General features: G+C 68.8%; 16 protein-coding genes. 11 read left to right on the top strand and 5 right to left on the bottom strand.

The features are described from left to right. The 3 genes from PIGHUM_RS21005 to PIGHUM_RS20995 all read left to right on the top strand — a co-directional run. The coding region (locus PIGHUM_RS21005; RefSeq protein WP_148087267.1) for a M48 family metallopeptidase at window positions 1–746 on the top strand (746 nt) is incomplete at its 5' end. 120 nt (window positions 747–866) lie between these two features. Next, a complete protein-coding gene (gloA, locus tag PIGHUM_RS21000) occupies window positions 867–1,262 on the top strand; it encodes a lactoylglutathione lyase (RefSeq protein ID WP_124081674.1) in 396 nt (131 codons plus the stop codon). Between the two features lie 26 nt (window positions 1,263–1,288). Then, window positions 1,289–2,518: a nucleoside recognition domain-containing protein gene (locus PIGHUM_RS20995; RefSeq protein WP_124081673.1), complete on the top strand. Its 1,230-nt coding sequence runs from the start codon at window positions 1,289–1,291 to the stop codon at window positions 2,516–2,518. Between the two features lie 13 nt (window positions 2,519–2,531). On the opposite strand, the gene PIGHUM_RS20990 is transcribed toward PIGHUM_RS20995, so the two are convergent. Beyond that, complete coding sequence (locus tag PIGHUM_RS20990; protein WP_124081672.1) at window positions 2,532–3,440, bottom strand: LysR substrate-binding domain-containing protein; 909 nt, start codon at window positions 3,438–3,440, stop codon at window positions 2,532–2,534. Window positions 3,441–3,568: 128 nt separating this feature from the next. On the opposite strand from PIGHUM_RS20990, the gene PIGHUM_RS20985 reads away from it, so the two are divergent. Continuing rightward, entirely contained in the window at window positions 3,569–4,429 is an 861-nt protein-coding gene (locus PIGHUM_RS20985) for a polysaccharide deacetylase family protein (protein WP_124081671.1), read from the top strand. Window positions 4,430–4,485: 56 nt separating this feature from the next. Next, window positions 4,486–5,454, top strand: coding sequence for a Bug family tripartite tricarboxylate transporter substrate binding protein (locus PIGHUM_RS20980; RefSeq protein WP_160142384.1), 969 nt, complete (start codon window positions 4,486–4,488; stop codon window positions 5,452–5,454). Between the two features lie 15 nt (window positions 5,455–5,469). On the opposite strand, the gene rsmA is transcribed toward PIGHUM_RS20980, so the two are convergent. From rsmA to PIGHUM_RS20960, 4 genes are all read right to left on the bottom strand, one after another. Next, window positions 5,470–6,252 (bottom strand): 16S rRNA (adenine(1518)-N(6)/adenine(1519)-N(6))-dimethyltransferase RsmA, encoded by a 783-nt coding sequence (gene rsmA, locus PIGHUM_RS20975; RefSeq protein WP_124081669.1) that lies wholly within the window; start codon window positions 6,250–6,252, stop codon window positions 5,470–5,472. Continuing rightward, the gene (gene pdxA, locus PIGHUM_RS20970; RefSeq protein WP_124081668.1) at window positions 6,249–7,238 is read right to left on the bottom strand and encodes a 4-hydroxythreonine-4-phosphate dehydrogenase PdxA; all 990 of its coding nucleotides are present in this window, start codon (window positions 7,236–7,238) and stop codon (window positions 6,249–6,251) included. The genes rsmA and pdxA overlap by 4 nt, the downstream gene beginning before the upstream one ends. 206 nt (window positions 7,239–7,444) lie before the next feature. Beyond that, complete coding sequence (locus tag PIGHUM_RS20965; protein ID WP_124081667.1) at window positions 7,445–8,929, bottom strand: peptidylprolyl isomerase; 1,485 nt, start codon at window positions 8,927–8,929, stop codon at window positions 7,445–7,447. Between the two features lie 23 nt (window positions 8,930–8,952). Next, complete coding sequence (locus PIGHUM_RS20960; protein ID WP_124081666.1) at window positions 8,953–11,232, bottom strand: LPS-assembly protein LptD; 2,280 nt, start codon at window positions 11,230–11,232, stop codon at window positions 8,953–8,955. A 164-nt stretch (window positions 11,233–11,396) separates the two neighbouring features. On the opposite strand from PIGHUM_RS20960, the gene PIGHUM_RS20955 reads away from it, so the two are divergent. From PIGHUM_RS20955 to PIGHUM_RS20930, 6 genes are all read left to right on the top strand, one after another. Then, window positions 11,397–12,473 (top strand): aminoglycoside phosphotransferase family protein, encoded by a 1,077-nt coding sequence (locus PIGHUM_RS20955; RefSeq protein WP_124081665.1) that lies wholly within the window; start codon window positions 11,397–11,399, stop codon window positions 12,471–12,473. Then, complete coding sequence (gene murU, locus PIGHUM_RS20950) at window positions 12,473–13,153, top strand: N-acetylmuramate alpha-1-phosphate uridylyltransferase MurU (RefSeq protein WP_124081664.1); 681 nt, start codon at window positions 12,473–12,475, stop codon at window positions 13,151–13,153. Before PIGHUM_RS20955 ends, murU begins: the two co-directional genes overlap by 1 nt. Window positions 13,154–13,184: 31 nt before the next feature. Continuing rightward, entirely contained in the window at window positions 13,185–14,522 is a 1,338-nt protein-coding gene (gene pepP, locus PIGHUM_RS20945; protein WP_124081663.1) for a Xaa-Pro aminopeptidase, read from the top strand. Window positions 14,523–14,663: 141 nt separating this feature from the next. Next, a complete protein-coding gene (locus PIGHUM_RS20940; protein ID WP_124081662.1) occupies window positions 14,664–15,842 on the top strand; it encodes a UbiH/UbiF/VisC/COQ6 family ubiquinone biosynthesis hydroxylase in 1,179 nt (392 codons plus the stop codon). 115 nt (window positions 15,843–15,957) lie between these two features. Then, window positions 15,958–16,962 (top strand): tRNA dihydrouridine synthase DusB, encoded by a 1,005-nt coding sequence (dusB, locus tag PIGHUM_RS20935; RefSeq protein ID WP_124081661.1) that lies wholly within the window; start codon window positions 15,958–15,960, stop codon window positions 16,960–16,962. Between the two features lie 23 nt (window positions 16,963–16,985). Continuing rightward, window positions 16,986–17,222 carry a helix-turn-helix domain-containing protein gene (locus tag PIGHUM_RS20930; RefSeq protein ID WP_124081660.1) on the top strand — a complete coding sequence of 79 codons (237 nt, stop codon included), beginning with the start codon at window positions 16,986–16,988 and terminating at the stop codon, window positions 17,220–17,222. Window positions 17,223–17,240 lie beyond the last annotated feature (18 nt).

Genomic DNA, 17,240 nt, shown 5'->3' with positions numbered 1-17,240 from the left:
GGGCGCGGTGGCGGGAGGTGGTGGTGGAGGGGCAGCCGATACGGTTCGTGCTGCAGCGTTCGCGCCGCCGCACGATAGGCTTCCTGGTCAGCGACGACGGCTTGCGCGTGACGGCGCCGCGGTGGGTGGGGCTGGCCGAGATCGATGCCGCAGTCCACGAGAAATCGCGCTGGATCTTGTCCAAGCTGCGCGACCGGCAGGCGCGGCGGGAGCGGCTGGCGTTGAACCAGACCCGCTGGGAGGACGGCGGCACGCTGCCCTACCTGGGACGGCGCATCGTGATCCGATTGGATGCCCAGCGCGCTACCGCGCTGGATGCCGCCGACCCGGACGCGCCGCAGGATGGCGACGTGCTGTGGCTGGCACTGCCGGCCGATGCCGCGCCGGCGCGCGTACGCGACACCGTCCAGGCGTGGCTGCAAGGCCGTGCGCGCCTGCTGTTCGATGCCCGGCTGCAGGTTTTCCTCACACGCACCGGCCTGGCCATCAAGCGCTGGCGGCTCTCGTCGGCGTCCACGCGCTGGGGCTCGTGCACCAGCGAAGGCCATATCCGGCTCAACTGGCGGCTCATGCACTTTCCGGTGGGCCTCATCGACTACGTGATCGCGCACGAGCTGGCCCACTTGCGGGAGATGAACCACGGTCCGGATTTCTGGGCGCAGGTGGGGCAGCTGCTGCCCGGCTTCGAAGATGCGCGCGAGGCATTGCGGCGGCACGACCCGACCCTGCTGCCGCGCTTCGACTGAAGGCGGCACGGCCGCGCGAGACAGGCTTGCGCGACCTGTTTACACTGACGGATTACCCAAGGGGAGCGGCCCGGCCTGCCCCGCTTGCAACCGCTCCCGGCATTTCCACGAGGCAGAACCATGCGACTTCTCCACACCATGCTCCGTGTCGGCGACATGCAGCGCTCGATCGATTTCTACACCAAGGTCCTGGGCATGCGCCTGCTGCGCAGCAAGGACTATCCTGACGGCAAGTTCACCCTCGCCTTCGTCGGCTACCAGGATGAAAAAGACGGCGCGGTGATCGAACTGACCCACAACTGGGGCGTGGAAAGCTACGAGCTCGGCACGGGATACGGCCACATCGCGCTCGAGGTGGACGACGCCTACGCCGCCTGTGAGCGCGTGCGCGAACGCGGCGGCAAGGTCACGCGCGAAGCCGGCCCGATGAAGCACGGCAGCACGGTCATCGCCTTCGTCGAGGATCCCGACGGCTACAAGATCGAATTCATCCAGGCCAACACCCGCGCGGACTGAACCCGCTTTCCTGACCTGCCTACCGCATGCTGAACAAACTCTGGCTGGGATTCTTCGTCGCCGCGGCAGCCGCCGCCCTCGCGCGTTGGGGATTGGGGCACGACCCCACGGTTTTCCAGGCCATGGTGGCCGCGCTGTTCACGATGGCCAAGCTGTCGGTCGAAGTCATGGTGCTGCTGTTCGGCACCATCGCCCTCTGGCTGGGTTTCCTGAAGATCGCCGAACAGGCGGGAATGGTCGATGCGCTGGCGCGCCTGCTCGGGCCGCTGTTCGCGCGCCTGATGCCCGAGGTGCCGCGCGGCCATCCGGCCATCGGCCTGATCACGCTGAACTTCGCGGCCAACGTGCTGGGGCTGGACAACGCCGCCACGCCCATCGGCCTGCGCGCCATGAAAGAGCTGCAGACGCTCAACCCGAGCACGACCACGGCCAGCAACGCGCAGATTTTCTTCCTGGTACTCAACGCCTCGTCGCTGACGCTGATCCCGGTGACCATCTTCATGTACCGCGCGCAGCAGGGCGCGGCCGATCCGACCCTGGTCTTCCTGCCCATCCTGCTGGCCACCAGCGCCTCCACGCTGGCCGGCTTCCTGGCCGTGGCCGTCATGCAGCGCCTACGCGTCTGGGACCCCGTCGTACTGGCCTGGATAGGCGGCACCGTGCTCCTGCTGGGCGGCTTCATGGCCTTCCTCGCCACGCTGTCCGTCACCGCGCTGGGTGCGCTGTCCTCGCTGCTGGGCAACCTGACGCTGTTCGGATTGATCCTGCTGTTCCTGGTCGTGGGCGCGATCAGGAAAGTCCCCGTCTACGAGAGCTTCATCGAAGGCGCCAAGGACGGCTTCGACGTCGCCAAGAGTCTCCTGCCCTATCTGGTGGCCATGCTGTGCGCGATCGGCGTGCTGCGCGCCTCGGGCGCGCTCGACCTGGCGCTGGACGGAATACGCTGGACCATGCAGGGGCTGGGCCTGGACACCCGCTTCGTCGATGCCCTGCCCACCGCGCTGGTCAAGCCCTTCTCGGGCAGCGCAGCGCGCGCGCTGATGATAGAAACCATGCAGAACTACGGCGTGGACAGCTTCCCCGCGCTGCTATCCGCCACCATCCAGGGCAGCACCGAGACCACTTTCTATGTACTGGCCGTGTACTTCGGCGCCGTCGGCATCCAGCGCACGCGCCACGCGGTGGGCTGCGCGCTGCTGGCCGACCTGGCCGGGGTGCTGGCGGCCATAGGCGTGTGCTACTGGTTCTTCGGCTGACGGGCGCCGTCATTCAGAATAGCTTGGCGCCTTTCAGCTTCGCGAACTCGCGCAACGAGACAAGCATCAGATCGAACATATGCGCGGCGGCCGGCGTGGGCGAGCGTTCCGCGCTGCGCAGCAAGCCCACTTTGCGGCCGATGCGGGGCGACGTCAGCGGAACGAACGCCAGGTCGTGCTCCGGGGCCGGCTGGGCCAGCGCCGGCAGCACCGTGATGCCCAGTCCGGCCTTGATCGCCGCGATCAGCGACGTCCGGTTCTTGATCACCATATGCGGGCGCGCCGGCAGCAGGCCCGTCGCATGCTCGCGCAAGGCATGGAAGGTCGTGTTCTCGATGATGGGCACGCCGCGCAATGCGCGCCAGGGCACGGCGCCGCCCTGGCGCGCGAGGGCGTGCCCTTTTCCGCACACCACGCCGAAGGCATCGCGCGCGACCGGCGTGCTCGCCAGCCCCGCGATGTCTTCTGTCAGGCCGGCAATGCCGATCTGCGCTTCGCCGCGGGCGACCATGGGGCCGACCTCGGGAGACGACACATCCGCGATGCGCAGGCTCACGCCGGGGTAGCGGGCGGCGAAGTCGCCCAGTACCCGCGGCAGCCACTCTTCGGCCAGCGACGGCATGACCGCCAGGGCGAGCGAACCCTGTTCTCCCGCCGCCAGCAGCGCGACTTCGTTCTGCACCCGGTCATGCGCAGCGACCAGCTCCTCCAGCAAAGGCAGAACCGCCTCGCCCAGCGGCGTCAGCCGCGCCTGATGGCCGTGCTCGAACAGGCTCGCGCCCACTTGCGCTTCCAGGCTTTGCATCGCCAGCGTCACGGCGGCCTGGGTCCGATGGGTTTCCTCGGCGGCGGCGCGCAGGCTGCGCCGCGCGGCCGCGATCAGGAACTGGCGCAGTTGCGGAATCTTGAATGCCTCAGGCATGAACAGTGAGCGCCCTCTAAATAGAACTTAATTTTAGTTCATAAAATTAAAATTGTTATAAGGCGAGCCTACGGGGATAGTGTCTTTTTTCGCCGCATTCATCGCGGTCGAACAGACAAGGAGACATCATGCCCCCCCACTCCTCCATGTGGCCGGACGGCGCTCGCATCGTGGTCGCGCTCACGTTTCTGGTCGAAAGCTGGTCCGAAGGCAAGGCCCCTCCCTACTCGCCCATGACCAGCCCGCCCAAGCCCGGCGCCACGGATCTGGCAGGCATCACCTGGTCGGAATACGGAGCGCGCGCGGGGGCCTACCGCCTGATGCGACTGGCGCGCGACCGCGGCCTGCCGGCCACCTTCTGCGTCAATGCGCGCGTGGCCGAACGCTTTCCTGAAACGGTTCGCGCCATCGTCGGAAACGGCTTCGAACTGGCCGGCCACAACTACGCCCAGGATGAAGTGCTGCCGGGGCTGAATGAGGACGAAGAGCGCGCCCTGATACGCAAGAGCCTGGACATCCTGCAGCGCACGTCGGGCGTGCGCCCGTGCGGCTGGCTCAGCTCCACCATCGCCACCACCGAGCGGACCGCCGACCTGCTGGCCGAGGAAGGCATGCTCTGGCATGGCGACTACAACTATCTGGATCTCCCCTGCCGCATCCAGACCCGCCACGGCGGCATGGTGGCCATTCCCCACAGCGACTTCGCCGACAACCGCGTCCTGCGCGCCGCACCGCGCGATTTCTTCCAATGCTACCGGGACACCTTCGATTTCCTGTATCGCAAGGAGCCGAACGCTTTCATCAATATCACGATGCATGGGCACTTCGGCGGCAGACCGCTGATCAGCGCGATGCTGGACGAGATCCTGGCCTACATCACAGCACATCCCGGCGTCTGGTTTCCGCGCCACGACGAGCTTGCGCATTGGGTCAACAAACAGGGGATCGACTTCATTCCCTACCCCGACCGCTTCCCACTCGGCGCTTGAACCGCTCGGGCAGGCGGCCATCGAAGCGGCCGCCTCATTCCATAAGAGGAGACATCATGAGACACCTGAAATGGACGTTGGCCGCGTTGTGCCTCGTTCCGGCGCTCACCATGGCGCAATCCTATCCGGCACGGCCCGTCCGCGTCGTCGTTCCCTTTGCCGTCGGCGGGGCGGGCGATACCGTTGCCCGCGCGGTCGCCCAGAAACTCACGGAGACGCCGGGCCAGACCTTCGTCGTGGACAACAAGGCCGGCGCGAACAGCATGATAGGTTCGGAGCTCGTCGCGCGGGCCGCGCCCGACGGCTACACGCTGCTGGTGCAACTCGGGCCGCCCCACAACACCCTGCCGTTCTTCTCCCGCAATGTGCCCTATGACCCGGTCAAGGACTTTACGCCGGTCGGCATCGTCGGAACCGCGCCGCAGGCGATGGTGGTCAACGCCTCGCTGCCGGTCACCGACCTCAAGTCCTTCCTGGCCTATGCCAAGGCGAATCCAGGCAAGCTCTCCTACGGAACATCGGGCGTGGGAAGTTCCCAGCAATTGGGCGGCGAACTGCTCAAGGCCCGCACCGGCATCGACATGACCCACGTCCCGTACAAGGGCGGCTCGCTGGCTCTCAACGACGTGGTCGGCGGCCAGGTTCCCGTCGGCATCCTGGTCTTGTCGAATGTCCTGCCCCACGTCAAGTCCGGCAGGCTGCGTCTGCTGGGCGTGCTGCAGGCGGAACGCGCGCAGGCCGCGCCCGAGGTGCCGACACTGGCCGAGGCAGGCCTTCCGGGCTTCGCCGTTCCCGACACCTGGGTCGGCCTGCTCGGCCCCGCCGGCATGCCCGCCGCGGTGGTCGAGAAACTGCGCGCGGCCATGGAACAAGCGTTGGCGGCCAAGGATTTGCAGGAACGGCTCCAGACCGCGGGCTTCGAGGTACAGGCCCGGCCGTCTCCGGAAGAATTTGCCAGGCTGCTGGCAGGCAGTGTGGAGACCTACAAGGAAATCGTCACCAAGGCGGGAATACAACCCGAATAACCGGCACCGTCCCGCTCAGCCCACCACGCCCGCTTCGTGCAGCACGTCGGCCAGGGCGATGAACTGCTGCACGGACAGCTCTTCCGCCCGCGCCGTCTCGGGAATGCCGAGCTGCTGCCAGGGCACCAGCGGCGTCCAGTCGCCCAGGCCGCGCCGCAGCATCTTGCGGCGCTGGGCAAAGGCCTTGGCCACGGTCTCGGAGAGCGCCTTGTCGCTGCGCGCTCGGGGGCGGCTGTCGGGCAGCGGGATCATCCGCACCACCGCCGACACCACGCGCGGCGGCGGGTCGAAGGCCTCTGGCGGCACGTCGAACAGCTTTTCCATGTCGTAGCGCGATTGCAGCATGACCGACAGGCGGCCGTAGTCGGCGTCGCCGGGGCACGCCACCATGCGGTCGATGACTTCCCGCTGCAGCATGAAATGCTGGTCGCGCACCTGGTCGGCCCAGGCCATCAGATGGAACAGCAGCGGGCTGGAGATGTTGTAGGGCAGGTTGCCCACGACCCGCAGCGCCGGCCCGAACCCGGAGAAATCGACGGTCAGCACGTCGGCCTCGGTCACCTGCAGGCGCTCGGGCGGGTATTGCCCGCGCAGCCGCGCCGCGAGGTCGCGGTCGATCTCGACCACTTTCAGGCAATCGAGCTTGTCCAGCAGCGGGCGTGTCAGCGCCGACAGCCCGGGGCCGATCTCGACCACGTTGTCGGCGGCGCGCGGATTGACCGCGCGCACGATGCCATCGGTAATGCTTTCATCGACCAGGAAATGCTGGCCGAAGCGCTTGCGCGCCTGGTGTTTCATGCGGGAACTCCGGCTCCGGCATCGCCGGCGCGTGTCATCTGTAATGCGGTGAGGATGGCCTCTTGCAAGCTGCCCGGATCGGCCTTGCCCGTGCCGGCCAGATCCAGCGCGGTGCCGTGGTCCACCGAGGTGCGCACGTAGGGCAGCCCCAGCGTGATGTTGACGCCATGGCCGAAACTGGCGTGCTTGAGCACGGGCAGGCCCTGGTCGTGGAACATCGCCAGCGCGGCATCGTACTGCGCGACGTGGGAAGGCACGAACAGCGTATCGGCGGGCAGCGGCCCGTGCGCATCGATCCCCGCCGCGCGCGCCCGCCCGATGGCCGGCGCGATCACGTCGATCTCTTCATGGCCCAGGTGGCCGCCTTCGCCGGCATGGGGATTCAGGCCGCACACGGCGATGCGCGGGGCGGCCAGGCCGAAGCGGCTGCGCAGGTCGGCATCGAGGATGCGCAGCACCCGGTCCAGCGTCTCGGGGGTGATGGCGTCCGGCACGGCGCGCAGCGGCAAATGGGTAGTCGCCAGCGCGACGCGCAGCCCGCCGCCGGCCAGCATCATGACGACCTTGTCGACGCCGGCGTGCTCTTGCAGGTATTCGGTATGGCCGGAGAACGCGACGCCGGCATCGTTGATCACGCCCTTGTGCACCGGCGCCGTCACGATGGCTTGCGCCTGCGACTGCCCGATCATCGCGATCGCCGCGTCCAGCGTATCGAGCACATAGCGGCCATTGGCCACCGCGAGCCGCCCGGGCTCGGACGGCTCGCGCAAGGGAACGTGGCGCACCGACACCCCGGGCAAGGCCGCGAGGTCCAGCGCGCCGCGCTGCGCCAGCAAGCCGCGATCGCCGACCAGCACCAGCTCCGCATCCCCCGGCACCGCCGCATCCCTGCCCCGCACCCCCGCAAACCACCCAGCCGCCACCACCGACAGCTCCGGCCCGATCCCCGCCGGCTCCCCCGTCGTCAGCACCAACCTGCGCGGCATCCCGATCACCACTCGCCACTCCACAACATCACCACAATCTCATCCACCTGAACCTCACCCACGAAATGCGCTGGGTTTAGACCCAGGAAACCGCGGATCCGGCTCCGCCGGTCCGCCAGTTTCGCCCCCTGGGCCCGGCGCCGGGCCGCCCCAAGGCGGGCCCAGCCCCCTCGGGGGGCTGCCGCGAGCGGCTGGGGGCCCTCCGGTCAGGGCGTAGGGGGGGTCAACCTTATCTCGACGTAGGCTTTGTCGCGCAGTTGGCGCGCCCAGTCTTCATAGGCCTGGTCCAGCTTGCGCTGGAACAGCGTCTGCCTGGCCGCGGCGCGCTGGCGCTCGCGGCTGACGTCCTGGGTGCGCCGCTCGACCACCTGGATCAGGTGCCAGCCGAACGGGCTCTGCACGGGCTGGCTGACCTCGCCGGGCTGGAGCGCGTCCATGGCGTGCTCGAATTCGGGCACGGTCTCCTGGGGCGAGAGCCAGCCCAGGTCGCCGCCCTGCGGCGCCGAGGCATCGTTGGAGTACTGGCGCGCCAGGTCGTTGAAAGAAGCGCCGCCCTGGGTAATGCGCTGGCGGATGTTGAGCAGCCGCTCGCGCGCCTGATCGGCGGTCAAGACCTCGCTGGTCTTGATCAGGATGTGGCGGGCATGGGTCTGCCGCACCGGCTGCGCGGCCGTCGGGCCGCCCGTACCGGCCTTGCTGTCGACCAGCTTGACGATGTGGAAGCCGTTGCCGCTCTGGATGATATCGCTGATGCCGCCCGGGCCCAGCTTCGACACGGCCTCGACGAACATCGAGGGCCAGCGGTCGGCCGTGCGGGTCCCGAGGTCGCCGCCGCGCAGCGCTTCCTCGCCGTCCGAAGACGCCGCCGCCAGGCGGGCGAAATCGGCGCCGCCGCGGGCTTCCTTGAGCAGGCCCTCGGCCTTGCTGCGCAGCCGCGCCACGATGTCGGAAGAACTGCCCTCCGGCACCCGCACCAGGATCTGCGCCAAGGTCATTTCTGCCGGCGCCGCTTCGTGCTGTTCGGACAGGTAGGCGTCGATTTCCGGCTCGGAAATCTGGATCTGGCTGTCCACGGCCCGTTCGCGCAGGCGCAGCAGCGTCACGTCCTGGCGCAGGTCTTCGCGATAGGTCGCGAATGCCAGGCCTTCGCGCTCGATCTGGTCGCGCATCTGCGATACCGACACGTTGTTCTGCTGCGCAATGCGGCTGATGGCGCGGTCGAGCTGAATATCGTCGATGCGGATGCCGGTTTGCGCGGCCTCCTGGAGCTGGGTCTTGTCGACGATCATCCGTTCCAGCACCTGGCGCTCCAGCGTGTCGGAATCCGGGATCTGGATCTGCTGGCGCGACAGCGTCGCGCGCGCGACCTGGAGGCGCTGGTCGAGCTCGCGCCGCGTAATGACCTCGTTGTTGACCACTGCGACGATGGCATCGCCCAGCTGAATGCGCGAACCGGATGTGCTGCGCTGCGCCTGCTCCGCCGGCGCGGCGCCGGGCGCGGCGGGAGCAGGCGCAGCGGGCGCGGGAGCCGGCCCGAGCAGCGTGGGGCCGCGCGAACCGTTGTCGTCAGGCATGCGCAGACCCTGGGCGCCGGCCGTCGCGGCCAGGCAGCAGAGCGCCGCGGCCAGCGCCGTCTTCAGCGCGGGGCGATGCCCCGGACCGGCAGCGTACGCAGGAACCGCTTTCGTCATTCCGGGCAAAACCTTGGAAACCATCATTCGTACCTTTCGAACGCCGTTCCCGCTTCGGGCGGCGGATTGACAACCTGATAACCGGGGATACTGCGGCGCAGCGTAGTCATCGGATTCGCTCCGATCCCGCCGAATCCGGTAAGTTCCAATTGGAAGAACATCGCAGTGGTGGCGTTCTCCTTGGCCACCGCGTAGCGCTGGCCGACCACGCGGAAAGCCCAGCAGCAGCCGCCGTTGTACTCGATGCCGGCCACGGCCTCGGCGATCCGGTTCTCGAGCAGCGAATAATTGATCCGGCCGATGCCGAACCAGCGCTCGGCCAGCGGCCACTGGAACGCCACGTCCACCAGTTCCTGGCCCGGCACGCTCACCGTCTCGCGCTTGTACCGGTAGGCCAGCGACACCGTACTGAGCCGCTGCGGACTCCAGCGCACGCCTATCGTCGAGCGGGTGATGCGCTCAATCTTGGGATTGTATTGCACGGTGGTCTCGCCGCTCAGCGTCGAAGTCAGCGCGCCGTACACCGACGCCAGGAAGTCGGAACGGCCGTCGGAACTGGGCGCCTCGCCCGGCAGGGTGACGCGCTGGTCGCTGAAGTACAGGCGCTGCGCGCCCGTGACGCGCGCGCGCTCGACGCCGGTCTTGGGATCGAGCCAGCGCGAGGTCAGCGCGGCCGTCAACTGGTTGGCCTCGGCGATCCGGTCCCAGCCCGAATACAGGTTCTCGGAGAAGATCTGGGCGAAGTTGAAGTCGGCCAGCGCGGTATCGTAGACCGGCAGATTGCTCTGGTTGCGGTACGGCACGCGCAGGTAGTAGAGACGCGGCTCCAGCGTCTGCCTGGCCGCCTGCCCCAGCAGCGAGCTGTCGCGTTCGAAGATCAGGCCGGTGTCCACCGACATGATGGGCACCGTGCGCGACGCATCGTAGGAGGAGGCCCCCTTGTAGGCGTCGGTATCGTAGCGGGTGGCGTGGATGCCGACCTTGGGAATGAAGAAGCCGCCCGGCCGGATGATCGGGTAGGACACCGAGGGATGGACGTAGACGCGCGAGCCGTTGACCAGCGTGTCGCTGCGAAAGCGCGTGGCATCGGCTTCCATGCGCAGGTCGAAGCCGTTCCAGTCGTAGCGCTGCCCGGTCAGGTGCAGCTGCGGCTCGCGCCCATAGGGCGGCACGATGGGGGCCAGCGGATCCTGCAGCGTCTGGTAGGTCACCACCCGGCCGAACGCATCCCAGTAGCCCTGGTTCCAGTTCAGCGTGAATGAGCGCTCCAGCGTCGCGGTGGATGCCAGGCCCGTGCCCAGCACCGACAGGTCGCGGAAGTAGGCATCGTCCGACACCTTGGAAAAATTCCAGTTGAAGCCCAGGCTGGGCGTCAGCCACTGGCGATGCTGCGAACTGATCAGGTAGCGGTCCCGGCCCGACACGCTATCGTCGGGCAGATAGCTGGCGCGCGTTTCGCCGCTGAACGAAGGCTCCAGGTAGCGGAACTCGCCGGTCAGCTGCAAGCCGCGCCGGGCCATGAATTTGGGCGTCAGCGTGGCGTCGCGGTTGGGCGCGATATTGAAGTAGTAAGGCGTGGAGAATTCCGGGCCGCTCTTGCTGGTCAATCCGAATGTCGGCGACAGGAAACCGGACTTGCGGTCCTTGGTCAGCGGAAACGACATCAGCGGCGCGGCCAGGATGGGCACGTCCTTGAAGTACAGCACGCCGCCGTAGCCGAGCGCCGTCCCGGCGTTGTAGTCGAAATCCACGCGCCGCGCCCGCAGTTCCCAGTCCGGTTCGTCGCACGGACAGCCCGAATAGGTGACGCGCTCGGCGCGCATGCGGTTCTGGCCCAGCATCACGATCTTCTCGGCCGAGCCGCTGCCGCCGTTGATCCCCAGGGAAAAACGCGCGTCCGACAATTCGCCGGTGCCGCTGGCCATGTTGAGCTTCAAGCTCGGGCCCGTGAGCAGGTTGCCGTCGCGCACCAGCCGCACGTTGCCCAGGGCCTCGAGCTCGTCCTCGACCTGGTCGTAGCGGATGCTGTCGCCCTTCAGGACGGTATCGCGGCGGCGCACCTGCGCATGGCCTTCCAGCGTAACCGCGTCCTGGCTCTCGCCGGTGAGCGTGTCGGCTTCCATGAAGACCGGCAGCTGGTCGGGGTCGTAGGTCTGCACGCGCAGTCCGGGCGACAGGCGCAGGCCCGGGCCGGACACGCTACCGGAAGCCGCAGGCGCGGATTCGGACGGCCCTTCCTGCGCGGCCGCCAACGGCGCTACCGCGAATGCTGCGAATATGCTGAACCACCGGATCGATCGCACGGGCCTCGGGGAATAGAAAAAACGGAAAGTCGAAGAATACGCGACCCGGGGCCGCGCGCGGCAAAAGCGGCAAGGGCCGGCTGGCGCAGGCGTCCGCGGGAAAGCCGATCCCCGGGAGCCTCGTCCGTTCCGGGAACCGATGCCGGTCGGTATTATAGGAGCCCATGAACGCCATCACCGACTCCGCCGCCGGCCAGGCCGGCGCAGACCCCCGCCGGACCCGGCTCGACGCCTGGCTTGCCGGGCTTCCCGCCGAACTGCAATTGCGTCCCTCCACGCTGGAGCCGGCCTCCAGCGATGCCAGCTTCCGCCGCTATTTCCGCCTCGCGATGGGCGACGGCACCGCCATCGTCATGGACGCCCCGCCCGACAAGGAAGACTGCGGCCCCTTCCTGCACGTGGCCGGGCTGCTGCGCGCCGCCGGCCTGCACGTGCCCCGGGTGCTGGCCCAGGACACCGCACAGGGCTTCCTGCTGCTGTCCGACCTGGGCCGCACCACGTATTTCGACTACCTGCGCGGCACGCCCACGCCGCACGATACCCACCGCATCTATATGGATGCGCTGGCCGCGCTGGTGAAGATGCAACAAAGCGCAACCACCGGCCTGGCGCGCTACGACCGCGCGCGCCTGGAAACCGAACTGGAGCTGTTTCCCGACTGGTATGCCGCGCGCTACCGCCAGCAGCCGCTCGACGCCGCCGACCGCGCCGCGCTGCAGGAAGTGTTCTCGGCGCTGGTAGAGACCAATCTGAACCAGCCTTTCGTCCTGGTCCACCGCGATTTCCATTCGCCCAACCTGATGGCGACCAACCTGCCCGGCAGCCCGGACTACGGCCCCAATCCCGGCGTCATCGACTTCCAGGACGCGGTGGTCGGCCCCATCACCTACGACCTCGCCTCCATCCTGACCGACGCGCGCACCACCTGGGACGAGGAACAGCAGCTCGACTGGGGCATACGCTACTGGGAACTGGCCCGCAAGGCCGGCCTGCCCGTGCCCGCCGACTTCGCCGACCTGCACCGCGCCTACGAATGGATGGGCCTGCAGCGCAACCTGCGCATCCTGGGCGTATTCGCCCGCCTGGCCTATCGCGACGGCAAACTCGGCTACCTGGACCACATGCCGCGCGTCAACGCCTACGTGCGCCAGGTGGCCGGGCGCTATCACGCCTTCAAGCCGCTGCTCAAACTGCTGGACAAGCTGGACGGCCAGCAGCACGCCACCGGCTACACCTTCTGATGCGCGCGATGATCCTGGCGGCCGGGCGCGGCGAGCGCATGCGGCCGCTCACCGACTCCCTGCCCAAGCCCCTGCTGCGGGCCGGCGGCAAGCCCTTGATCGTCTGGCACATCGAGAAACTGGCCGCCGCCGGCCTGCGCGACATCGTCGTCAACCATGCCTGGCTGGGGACCCAGATCGAGGCGGCGCTCGGCGACGGCAGCCGGTGGGGCGTGCGCCTGCGCTACTCGCCCGAAGCGAACGCGCTCGAAACCGCCGGCGGCATCCGCCAGGCCCTGCCGCTGTTGGGCGACGAGCCGTTCCTGGTCGTCAACGGCGACGTCTGGACCGACTGGGATCCGGCCGCCGCGCCCGCCGCCGCCCGCGGCCTGGCGCGGCATGGCCGGCTGGCCTGGCTGGTGCTGGTCGACAACCCGGAGCACAACCCGTCCGGCGACTTCCGCCTGGAAGCCGACGGCCGCATACATAGCGAAGGCGAACCGCGCGCCACCTTCGCCGGCCTGGGCGTCTACCACCCGGCGCTGTTCGAGGGTCTGGCCGCCGGCGCGCCGGCCAAGCTGGCGCCGCTGCTGCGCGCCGCGATGGAGCAAGACCGCGTCGCCGGAACGCGCCACGCCGGGCGCTGGACCGACGTCGGCACGCCGCAGCGCCTGGCCGAACTCGACGCCAGCCTACAATAATCCCCAGTCCTTCCGTTTCCGGATCCCCGCCATGAGCATTCCCGCCCCGGACCTCTCTGCCTTCGCCGCGCGCCGCGCGCGCGTGCTGGACATCATGCGCGCCCGCGGCGGCGGCATCGCCATCCTGCCCACCGCCCGCGAAGTGGCGCGCAACCGCGACGCCGAGTTCCCGTTCCGCTTCGACAGCGACTTCTTCTACCTGACCGGCTTTCCCGAGCCCGAGGCCTGGCTGGTGCTGGTCGCCGGCGCCGAAGACCGCAGCATCCTGTTCTGCCGCGACAAAAACCTCGAGCGCGAGATCTGGGACGGCTACCGCATCGGCCCGGAAGCTGCCGCCGGCCAGTTCGGCTTCGACCGCGCCCTGCCCGTGGAAGCCCTGGCCGAGGAACTGCCCAAGATGATCGCCGGCCAGCCCGCGCTGTTCGTGCCCATGGCCAGCGACCGCCGCTTCGACATGCAGCTGCGCACCTGGCTGGACAAGGTCCGCGCCATGGGCCGCTCGGGCGCCACCGCGCCCTCGGCCACCCACGACCTGCGCGCCATCCTGGCCGAGATGCGGCTGGTCAAGGACGCCAGCGAAATCGCCACCATGCGGCGCGCCGGCGAGATATCGGCGGGCGCCCACGTGCGCGCCATGCAGGCCGCCAGGCCGGGCATGCGCGAATACGAGATCGAGGCCGAGCTGCTGCACGAATTCCGCCGCCACGGCTCGCAGGCCGTGGCCTACAACTCCATCGTCGCCACCGGCCACAACGCCTGCGTGCTGCACTACCGCGCCGGCGATGCGGAACTGAAGGACGGCGACCTGCTGCTGATCGACGCCGGCTGTGAACTCGACGGCTATGCCTCGGACATTACCCGCAGCTTCCCGGTGAACGGCCGCTTCACCGGCCCCCAGCGCGCCCTCTACGACATCGTGCTGGAAGCCCAACTGGCCGCCGCCGCCCACACCCGCCCCGGCGCGCGCTGGAACGACGGCCACGAGGCCGCCGTGCGCGTGCTGGCCCAGGGCATGATCGACGAAGGCCTGTTGTCCGGCTCGCTGGACGGCGTGCTGGAGTCCCAGCAATACGCCCGCTTCTACATGCACCGCACCGGCCATTGGCTGGGCATGGACGTGCACGACGTGGGCGACTATCGCGAACCTGGGGCCGGCGCTGCGCCGCGCCCATGGCGCACGCTGCAGCCCGGCATGGTGCTGACCATCGAGCCCGGCATCTACGTGCGCCCCGGCGACGACGTGCCCGAACGCTTCTGGGACATCGGCATCCGCATCGAAGACGATGCCGTCGTCACCGAATCGGGCTGCGAACTGATCACGCGCGGCGTTCCCGTCGATGCCGACGAGATCGAAGCGCTGATGCGATGAGGTCGTCCCCCCCCTACGCGCTTACGCGCGCCCCCCAGGGGGCGAAACCGGCGGACCGGCGGAGCCGGATCCGCAGTTTCCTGGGTCAGGCGGTGTACGTTCACACGTCGCGGATGGCGCGTTGCGCCGTGGAAACCTGATATGCAAACGGACGTCACCATCCTGGGCGGAGGCCCCGTAGGCGCGACGCTGGCGCTGCTGCTGGCGCGCGCCGCAGCGCAGCCGCGGCGCATCGTGCTGTGCCGGCCGCAGCGGCCCGCGTCGGATTCCGCCGCAGCGGAGTCCGACCCGCGCTCGATGGCGCTCAATCACGGCAGCCGGGTATTGCTGGAATCGCTGGGCGCCTGGCCGGCGGGCGGCGCCGACATCCTGCACGTCCACGTCTCGCAGCGCGGCCGCCTCGGCCGCACGCATATTTCCCACGCCGATTTCGGCGTGCCGGCGCTGGGCACCGTATTGCCGTACGCCGCCATCGTCGGAGCCCTGGATGCCGCCCTGGCCCGATCCGGCGTCACCGTCGAGGCCGGCCCGCCCGCCGCCGTCCTGCACCAGGACGCCGCCGGCGCCCGGATCGCCCAGGATGGACGCACATGGACCAGCGCGGTCTGCGTCCACGCCGAAGGCGGGACGTTCGACCAGCAGGAACACGCCGACCTGCACCGCGGCTATCGCCAGCACGCCATTCTCTCCATCGTCCGCGCCAGCCGGCCCCGCCCCGGCTGGGCCTGGGAGCGCTTCACCCGCGAAGGCCCGCTGGCGCTGCTGCCCTACCCGGCCGGCCCTGCCCACGACGCAGGCCGCTACGCGCTGGTCTGGTGCTGCCGCCCCGACCATGCCGAGCGCCTGCTCGCGCAGGACGACCAGGCCTTCGCCCGCGAACTCGGCCAGACCTTCGGCACTCGCCTGGGCGACTTCGCCTGCGCCGGCGCCCGCCATCGCTATCCGCTGGGCATCAACCTGCGCCGCCGCCTCGTCGACGGCCCCAGCGTCGCCATCGGCAATGCCGCCCAGACCCTGCACCCCGTGGCCGGCCAGGGCATGAACCTGGGCCTGCGCGACGCCGCCTGCCTGGCCCAGGCGCTCGCCCCGCTGCTGCGCGCCCCCGGCGCTCCCACCGCTCCCCTGCTGGCCGCCTATGCCCGCGCCCGCCAGGCCGACCGCTGGCTCACCAGCGGCCTGACCGACGTCATGCCCCGCATCTTCGCCACCGGCCTGCCGCCGGTCGAACACGCCTGCGGCCTGGCCCTGCTCGGACTGGATATCTCCCGCACCCTGCGCGGACCGCTGGCGCGGCAATTGATGGAAGGCCTGCGGGTCTGAGGCCCGCGCCGCGAAACAATCCATCCCCCGCGACAGCGGTACAATCCCCCTCTTTCCTCACCCGAACACCCCGGCGCGCCGCTTCCCATGCATGGGAACCCCGGCGCAACCTGTCATGCGCATTGGCCCCTACGACCTGCCGAACAATGTATTCGTCGCCCCTATGGCGGGCGTCACGGATCGTCCGTTCCGCCAATTGTGCAAACGCCTGGGCGCCGGCCATGCCGTCTCGGAAATGGCCGCCAGCAACCCCAGGCTGTGGAACAGCGTCAAGACTTCGCGCCGGCTCGATCACGCGGGCGAAAGCGACCCCATCGCCGTGCAGATCGCCGGCGGCGATCCGGACATGATGGCCCAGGCCGCGGTCTTCAACGTCGGCAAGGGCGCCCGCATCATCGACATCAACATGGGCTGTCCCGTCAAGAAGGTCTGCAACGTCGCGGCCGGCTCGGCCCTGCTGCGCGACGAAGAACTGGTGGCGCGCATCATCGACGCCGTGGTCCGGGCCTGCGCCCCGCTGGGCGTGCCGGTCACGCTGAAGACCCGCACCGGCTGGTGCCGCGCCGAGCGCAACGCCCTGCGCGTGGCGCGCCGCGCCCGGGACCAGGGCATCGCCGCGCTGGCCCTGCATGGACGCACGCGCGAAGACCTCTACATGGGCGAGGCCGAGTACGACACCATCGCCGCCGTCAAGGCGGAGCTGGACATTCCGGTCATCGCCAACGGCGACATCGATTCCCCCGAGAAGGCGCGCCAGGTCCTGGACGTCACCGGCGCCGACGCCGTCATGATCGGCCGGGCCGCCCAAGGCCGCCCCTGGCTGTTCCGCGAGATCGACCACTACCTGCGCACCGGCCGGCGCCTGCCCGGCCCCACGCTGCAGGAAATGCGCGACCTGCTGCTGGAACACCTGGACGACCACTACCGCTTCTACGGCGAGTACACCGGCGTACGCACCGCCCGCAAGCACATCGGCTGGTACCTGGCCGACTTGCCCGGCGGCCCCGGGTTCAGCGCCCAGCTCAATTCGATAGAAAACACGCGCGAGCAATGGCAGGCGATCGCCGAATGGTTCGACCGATCGATCGATCCTCCCGCCACGCAGCGGCTCGCCGCCTGACCCGCGCACCAAGGACACATCAAATGAAAGAACATACGCTTGAAGAATGCGTACGCCACACATTGGAGCGCTACTTCAAGGACCTCGAAGGCGAGACGACCAGCGGCATCTGGGACATGGTGCTGACGGCCGTCGAACGCCCCATGCTGGAAGTCGTGCTCGAGAAAGCCGCGCACAACCAGTCGCGCGCAGCCGAGATGCTCGGCATCAATCGCAACACCTTGCGCAAGAAACTCGACCACTACCAGATCAAGGTCTGACGCGGCCCCCCTTTTATC

Source organism: Pigmentiphaga humi, assembly GCF_900606115.1.
In the GTDB taxonomy this organism is placed as follows: Bacteria; Pseudomonadota; Gammaproteobacteria; order Burkholderiales; family Burkholderiaceae_B; genus Pigmentiphaga; species Pigmentiphaga humi.
Note: the sequence above shows the minus strand (reverse complement) of the source record. Positions and strands in the feature narration are given on the sequence as shown.